This is a genomic window from Acidocella sp. (assembly GCF_052326845.1).
GTDB lineage: Bacteria > Pseudomonadota > Alphaproteobacteria > Acetobacterales > Acetobacteraceae > Acidocella.
The window spans coordinates 1-7,235 of sequence record NZ_JBKQJR010000070.1; the positions used below are offsets into that span (position 1 = coordinate 1).

Annotated in this window: 5 protein-coding genes and 2 pseudogenes; 4 read left to right on the forward strand and 3 right to left on the reverse strand. The window is 59.2% G+C overall.

What is annotated here, in order from left to right; genetic code table 11:
* From ACLPJJ_RS04310 to ACLPJJ_RS04320, 3 genes and pseudogenes are all read right to left on the reverse strand, one after another.
* Nucleotides 1-185, reverse strand: a pseudogene (locus ACLPJJ_RS04310) (hypothetical protein); the annotation flags it as partial.
* 64 nt (nucleotides 186-249) lie between these two features.
* Nucleotides 250-1,794, reverse strand: a complete 1,545-nt coding sequence (locus ACLPJJ_RS04315; RefSeq protein WP_443589719.1) for a DHA2 family efflux MFS transporter permease subunit — start codon at nucleotides 1,792-1,794, stop codon at nucleotides 250-252.
* A gap of 9 nt (nucleotides 1,795-1,803) precedes the next feature.
* Nucleotides 1,804-2,826, reverse strand: coding sequence for an HlyD family secretion protein (locus ACLPJJ_RS04320; RefSeq protein WP_443589720.1), 1,023 nt, complete (start codon nucleotides 2,824-2,826; stop codon nucleotides 1,804-1,806).
* Between the two features lie 238 nt (nucleotides 2,827-3,064).
* Here ACLPJJ_RS04320 and ACLPJJ_RS04325 point away from each other — a divergent pair, with 238 nt between their 5' ends.
* The 4 genes and pseudogenes from ACLPJJ_RS04325 (at nucleotide 3,065) to mhpA (ending at nucleotide 7,184) form a co-directional block, all read left to right on the forward strand.
* Complete coding sequence (locus ACLPJJ_RS04325; RefSeq protein ID WP_443589721.1) at nucleotides 3,065-3,661, forward strand: TetR/AcrR family transcriptional regulator; 597 nt, start codon at nucleotides 3,065-3,067, stop codon at nucleotides 3,659-3,661.
* 287 nt (nucleotides 3,662-3,948) lie between these two features.
* Nucleotides 3,949-4,092: pseudogene (locus tag ACLPJJ_RS04330) on the forward strand (IS630 family transposase); the annotation flags it as partial.
* A 434-nt stretch (nucleotides 4,093-4,526) separates the two neighbouring features.
* Nucleotides 4,527-5,465: a VOC family protein gene (locus ACLPJJ_RS04335; protein WP_443589722.1), complete on the forward strand. Its 939-nt coding sequence runs from the start codon at nucleotides 4,527-4,529 to the stop codon at nucleotides 5,463-5,465.
* Nucleotides 5,466-5,492: 27 nt separating this feature from the next.
* Nucleotides 5,493-7,184, forward strand: coding sequence for a bifunctional 3-(3-hydroxy-phenyl)propionate/3-hydroxycinnamic acid hydroxylase MhpA (mhpA, locus tag ACLPJJ_RS04340; RefSeq protein WP_443589723.1), 1,692 nt, complete (start codon nucleotides 5,493-5,495; stop codon nucleotides 7,182-7,184).
* The last annotated feature ends 51 nt before the right edge of the window (nucleotides 7,185-7,235 follow it).

The following is a 7,235-nucleotide window of genomic DNA, read 5'->3' on the forward strand; positions in this document are numbered from 1 at the left end:
CACTGCGGATCCACCGCATCGCCCGACACATAGGGGCGCGCGCCCGCCGGGGCCTCCTGGGTGTACGATGGCGGGACAGCCGGGTGCGGCGCCTGGAAGTTGGGGCCCATCATGCAGCCGGAAAGGGTGAGAACGAGGGCAACGGAAGTCAGGAGCCGCAAGCGGCCGGAGAGGGCGTAGGTCAAGGTATGGGTACTCTTTGGGGCGAGAGTGGGCCTGGCAGGCAATTACGTTTCGATATGCGTTCAATCAGTGGCTGTGACTCATATCGATTTTTCCTTTCGGCTTCGGTACGAACCAGATCAGCGACGCGGCAAAGAAGAACACCGCGGTAATGGCGGCAAACGTGTAGAGCGTCGCCAGCATCACGCTCTGGCCGTCGGTGATCTGGCCAAGCGCCGCCGTGGCCTGGGTGTGCGTGAACCCTCTCGCCATCATGCCCTGGATGGCTTGCTGCCCTTGCGTCATGGCGTCGACCAGCCCGGTCTCCTTGGTGCGGGTGGCGTTCTGCCAGACGGTCTGCACGATGGAGGTGGCGAAAGCGCCCGCCAGCGTCCGCAGGAAGTTGGAAAGCCCCGCGGCATTGGCCTGTTCGTGCGGTTTGACACTGGCCATGGCCAACCCCGTCACCGGCACGAAGAACATCACCATGAACAGGCCCATCGCCAGCGTCGGCATTGCCAGCTGTCCGAAGGTCACGTCCGAGTCGAAGCCGGTGCGCCATGCGGCCGTTAACCCCAGCCCGGCGATGCCGAGGCAGACGATCAGCCGCGGGTCAAATGTTTCCGTGGCTTTGCCGACCAGCGGGGCGGAAAGCACGGCGAAAATGCCCATGATGCCCGTGGCATAACCAGCCCAGGTGGCGGTGTAACCAAGGTTCGACTGTAGCCATAGCGGCAGGATCACCACGGTGGCGAAGAAGGCGCCGAAGCCGACGGCATAGGTGGTTGCCGCGGCGGCAAAGCCGCGATAACGGAAGACGGTCAGGTCGACGATCGGGTGTTCCTCGGTCAGCTCCCAGATCAGGAACGCCAGGAAGCCCATCACGGCGATGATGGCCAGCGTGCAAATCTCGGGAGAATTGAACCAGTCCTGGTTGCGGCCCTCGTCGAGCATGATCTGTAAAGCGGCTACCCAGACGATCAGAAGGCCGAAGCCGACCTTGTCGATCGTGGCTTTCTCGGTCGGGTCGGGCTGGCCGCGCAGCAGCAACAGCACGGCCAGGCCGCCGAGGATGGCCATGGGCACCTTGATGTAGAAAATCCACGGCCAGCCGTAATCGTCGCAGATGATACCGCCGAGGATGGGGCCGGCCACCGGGCCGGTGAGCGTGGTCATGGCCCACAGCACCGTGCCGAGTGTCGCCTGCTCCTTGGGGAACACGCGCAGCAGAAGCATCTGCGAGAGCGGCATGATCGGCCCGCCAACGAGGCCCAGCAGCACGCGCCCGAAGAGCAGCATGTTCAGCGAGGTGGCCATTCCGCAGAACAGCGACACGGCCGCAAAGCCCAGATAGCAGGTGATGAACACCCGCGCCCCGCCAAATTTCTTGGTCAGCCAGCCGGTGAGCGGCACCGTGATGGCCTCGGCGACTGCGTAAGAGGTAATCACCCACGTTCCCTGATTGGAGGCGACGCCGAGCGAGCCGGCGATGGTCGGTACCGAGACGTTGGCGATGGTGGTGTCGAGCACGACCATGAAATTGCCAAGTCCGATCAGGATGGCGGCGGTCAGCAGCTTCGAGCCGCGCAGCGGCGGCGCTTTGCCGTCGCCGAAAATGGCGGAAAGATCCATGGCAGCCCCTTACTTGGCGGTGTCGATGACGGCGTCCATCGAGAGCCCCACCCGCAGCGGATGCTTGGCCAGTTCATCAGGATCGAGGGCGATGCGCACTGGCAGGCGTTGCACCACCTTGATCCAGTTGCCGGTGGCGTTCTGGGCCGGCAGCAGGGCAAAGGCTGCACCGGTGCCGCCGGAGAAACCCTCGACCATGCCGTGGAACTTGACGCCGCCGCCATAAAGGTCGGAGGTGAGCGTCACCTTCTGGCCGGGCCGGACCTTGGCGAGTTGGACCTCCTTGAAGTTGGCATCCACATAGGCCTGGTCCACGGGCACAACCAGCATCAGAGTCTGGCCCAGCTGCACCTGTTGGCCCACCTGCACGTCTCGGCTGGTGACGATTCCATCCACCGGCGCGCGGATGATGGTGCGGTTGAGGTTTACCTGCGCCTGGTCGCGCTCGGCCTGGGCAGCCAGCACCTGCGGGTTCGTATCGACAGTGGCGCCGTCGATGAGCGCGTGGTTGGCTTGATAGGCGGCAACGGCGGAATCGTAGTTGGCGCGGGCCAGTTGGTCAGCCGCCGCGGCAGTGCTGTAGGCCGTCTGAGCGGCGGTGACGATATCCGCCGAGACACCGCCGGAGGCGAGAAGGGACTGGCGGCGTGTGAGGTCGATCTTGGCCTTGGCGAGGTTGGCCTGGGCCGCCTTCTCGTCCGCCACACGGGCGGCGATCTCGGCTTGCAGGCTGGCATCTTTGGCGAACAGGGCTTCCACATTGCGCCGGGTGTTGGCCAAATTGGCCTGCGCCTGCGCCAGGGCGATGCGCGCATCGGTATCATCGAGCTGCACCAGCACTTGGCCGCGTTTCACCGCCTGCGCGTCCTGCACCAGCACCTGCGCGACAGGCCCGGCATAAAGCGGCGTGATGGTCGCGGTGTCGGCGCCGACATAGGCATTGTCGGTTTCGGCATAATGCGACGCAACCAGGGCGTTGTACCCAAAGCCGGCAACACCAACGGCCACGACGCCGGCCGCAAGGCTGCCCAAAAGTCTCTTCCGCCGCTGCAAGCGTCGCGCATCGCTCGCGGGTGCTGTTGCCGCGGTAACGGCCGCGGCGTTTACGCCTGTATCCATATGAAACCTCTCTTAGAACCCGAAGCTGTCACCCGGTTAATCAGTGCCAGGGCAAAATGGCTCTTTATTAAACCGTACGGTACGGTTATATGTGCCTGAATGTTGTCAGTCAACGGAAAACCGTACAGTATGGTGTGGAAAAGGATCTGATATGCGTGTGAAGACGGAAAGCCGGCGTCAATCGATCATTGAAGCGGCGTTGGAGGTGTTCAAGGAGGTTGGCTATGAGCGCGCGAGCATGGCCGAGATTTCGGCACGCGTCGGCGGCTCCAAAGCGACCTTGTACAACTATTTCAAATCAAAGGAAGAACTGTTCGCGGCGGCGATGCTCGACGCGATAGAGGAACAAGGCATGCAGTTGCTCGCGCTGCTTGACCGGGAGGATGCGGATGTGGCCGTGGTCCTGCGCAATTTTGGCAGCGCATTCATGCGCTTCGTCACATCCGCCAAGGTATTGTCCATCATCCGCATGGCAATGGCCGAAGGAGCAAATTCCAGTCTGGGCCCCTTGCTCTATGCGCGCGGACCGCAGCGGGTCTGGCAGGAGATGGCCAGCCGCCTAGAGGGGCTAATGGATGCTGGAGTCTTGCGGAAATCTGACCCGGAAATTGCCGCGCTGCACTTTAAGGGCCTGCTCGAGGCTGGATTTCTTGAGCCCGCACTTTACGGCGCTCCACTGCGGCTTGACGAGGAAACCGGCCCCCACTGGGCGGTGGACGTATTTCTCCGAGCTTATGGACGCCAATAACATGACGACACTCGGCAGCGGCGGCAAATGCACGCGCACGCGGATGCCATGAACCGGAATTTGAGGAAATCCGCACTACATAGATACGATTTCAGAACGCCTTGGCCAACAATAATATATTGTTTTTAAACAATGTTGTGATCACACTGCGTGCTTCACACTCGCTCAGGATTGACTAGGAGGGGCCGAAAGCGGTCAGACCGCAGTCGGTGAAGGGGGCGAGATAAGTAGGCATTGCAGGAGAGGACCGGCCTGCCGGAGCGCAGGGGGTGGTGTCCCTGAAGGTCTTCGCAAAGCTCAAAACCCTGCTCCGCAAAGCCGCAGAACGAACCGTCGAGATAACCTGGAAACGCATCGGCACATTGCTCAAGGAGTTCAAGCCAGACGAGTGCGCAAACTACCTCAGAAACTCAGGCTATGCGTCGAATTAGATAAAAGAAACATTTAGAAAAACTCTAGGAACAATCGGAATAAAATAATTTGATCTATATCAAATTTTGGCACTAAAAAAATTTGCAGCGCAAGATCACACTGACTTGACGGTCATTCCGACATCACTGTATCGTTTACTTAAGAAACTCGGAGTGGTCATCTTTGGGGATGTTTTCGCAATAACCGAGGAACGAAAATGAAGTTTTTGAAATTCATGCGTGCCGGACATGTTCCACGCGGATGCTATTGCAGCGAGTTGTTCTAACTCGTGCGCGTATCGTCGATCTGACAGCTGCAATTATCGGGCAATCCGCTCATAAAAAGGGTTGGCCGCATCTAAAGTTCAGATGTGGTTCAATGTGTTTTCTTGCCTGCATTAATGCAGGCAAGTGGTTTGTCAAAATAAAAACGCTTTGTTTGGAGGAAATTGGATATGGTTAAACCACTTGCCCAGGATTGGGCAAAAGCGGGCGTTCACTCTATCAATCATTTCGGACTTGCCGTTCCGGATCCCGAGGAGGCGAAGAAATTTTTGCTCGCTTTCGGGTTGAGAGTGCAAGACGATGAGAACACGTTATTGGTCCGTGCAAGCGCCAGTGAGCATGTTTGGTTAAAGGTGATTTCAGGCGAAAAGAAGTCGTTTCAATTTCTTAGCATGGGATGTTATGATCGCGACTTTGATCAGATCGTAAGCCAAATTCGTGAAGCCGGCGGCGTTGAGGCCAGGCAGCACGCTGCGGGAACGCCGGACGGCTTTTGGTTTCATGATCCCGATGGTACTTTGGTGCAATTGCGGGTCGCGCCGAAGACAATGATCGACGAAAAGGCAGTGTTACCGAACGGAACGGTTCCCGCGGGCCTTCAAGGAGCGCCGTTTCGTACCCAGGCGCCGAAAGTCGCGCCCACAAGGCTGGCGCATATGCTGCTGTTTACGCCCGACGTCCGGCGTGCCTGTGAATTTTATAACCGTGGTATGGGCTTGAAGATTTCCGATAGTTCCGGGGAAATGGTTGCCTTCAACTATGCACGTTATGGATGCGATCATCATCTCATTGCCTTTGTTAGGAGCCATGGACGTGGCATCCAACATAGCTCGTGGGATCTTCCCAGCATCGAGGAGCTTAGTCTCGGCCAGAAGCAGATGCGCGATGCAGGCTATACGAATCATTGGGGCCTCGGGCGTCATGTCCTGGGTTCGAACTATTTCAACTACGTTCAGGATCCGTTTGGAAAATGGTGGGAATATAACTGCCATATCGACTACATCCCCGCGGGCATGGCATGGGATGGTGGCGACCATGACCCGGAAGAGGCGCTTTATCTCTGGGGGCCGGATTTTCCGGTGAACATGGCGATTAATAACGAAGCGTAAGCGACAAGAAACACGAGGAAAAATAATATGGAACTGTCTGATAAAGATCCGGCGGAAGCGACTAAAACCGTAGACGTCGTGATCGTTGGTTATGGCCCTACGGGGCAGTTGCTTGCGATGTTCTTGGGCCGCCAAGGGCATAAAGTGACGGTGGTCGAACGCTGGCCAGATCTCTACCCTCTGCCGCGCGCGGTGCATTTTGACCATGAAATCGCACGCATGTTCCAGGCGGTCGATGCAATCGAAGATATCAACAAGATTGTTGAGACCGCGGATGCCTATGAGTGGCGCAACGTCGATAAGGAACTGCTGCTGGAATTCAGTGTCGGCGGCAAAGCGATCAGTGGCTGGCCGGTCGCCCACATGTTTTCGCAGCCGATTTTGGAACGTGTTTTAGACGAAAAAGTTAAAGCATTGCCGACCGTGACTGTCCGGCAGGGCTGGAGCGCTACGGCATTCACCCAGGACGCTGACGGCGTGCAGCTCGACATCGAACGCGGTTCAATGCAGGGCGGGCAGTGGGTGGGGGATGGCCCGCGCGAAAGCATACGCGCGAAATATATCGTTGGTGCGGACGGTGCGAATTCATTCGTGCGCCGTTCGCTGGGCATCCCGATGCACGACATCGGCTTTGCCGAGTTTAACTGGCTTGTCGTCGATGTGATTCCGAAGACTGAACGCGTCTGGAGCCCAAGAAACTGGCAATGGTGCAATCCACGCCGCCCGACATCGGTCATCTCGGGCGGTCCCGGCCGCCGGCGCTGGGAGTTCATGCTGCTGCCTGGCGAAAAAATTGAAGAGATGAATCGCGATGAAGTCGCGTGGGACCTGTTGGCGCAGTGGGATGTGACGCCAGAGAATGCGACGCTCGAACGACATGCGGTCTATACGTTCCGGGGGCAATGGGCGACGTCATGGCGGCAGGGCAGGGCTTTTCTGGCCGGCGATGCGGCGCACCTGACGGCACCGTTCACGGGCCAGGGTATGTGCGCCGGCATGCGCGATTCAACCGCGCTGGCTTGGCGATTGGATGCCGTGCTGCGTGGCAAGCTGAGCGATGCCGTGCTCGACAGTTATGGCCCCGAACGTAGCGCCCATGCGCAGGAACTGATTAGGTTTGCAATCGAGTTGGGCAAGGTGATCTGCATCACCGATCCTCAAGCGGCCGCTGAGCGTGACCGCATGATGCTGGCTGCGCGCGCTGAAGCGGGCTACAAGGCGCCTTCGCTGCCGCAGCCACGGCTGGGAGATGGCGGGTTGTACGTGAAGGACGCGCCTGATAGCGGGTTGCTTGGGCCGCAAGGCGTTATCGAAGTTGACGGCAAGCGCGGACTTTTTGATGATTTGCTGGGCGTTCATTTCACGCTGATTGCCAAGGACGCTTCCGTTCTTGAGGGGCTGTCCGATGCGAATCGCGCGGGCCTGAAGGCTCTCGACGCCGTGGTTGTGCATCTCGGAGACGGGCCAGGCGGCGTGAAGGATGTGGAGGGCACATATACCCGCTTCCTCGACGGACTGGGCTGCGTCGCGATGGTGGCCCGTCCTGATTTCTACTTGCAGGGTGGGGCCCGCAACCACGAGAGTGCGGCGGATATCGCCGCAAGTCTGGCCCGGCCTCAACCAGCGCTGGACGCCGATGCTATCATCGTTAACGACGCAACGCCCGAGGATGCCGGTATCGTCTTCCTCACGGCGCCGGAGCGTGTCACCCCGGCGTGAGCCGTGACCGACGCCACCGGCGAGCCCTCCACCTACACCGCTTCGGTCGTC

Coding starts and splice junctions, on each gene's coding strand:
- ACLPJJ_RS04315 (WP_443589719.1), bottom strand. CDS start 1,794: ATGGATCTTTCCGCCATTTTCGGCGACGGCAAAGCGCCGCCGCTGCGC.
- ACLPJJ_RS04325 (WP_443589721.1), top strand. CDS start 3,065: ATGCGTGTGAAGACGGAAAGCCGGCGTCAATCGATCATTGAAGCGGCG.
- ACLPJJ_RS04335 (WP_443589722.1), top strand. CDS start 4,527: ATGGTTAAACCACTTGCCCAGGATTGGGCAAAAGCGGGCGTTCACTCT.
- mhpA (WP_443589723.1), top strand. CDS start 5,493: ATGGAACTGTCTGATAAAGATCCGGCGGAAGCGACTAAAACCGTAGAC.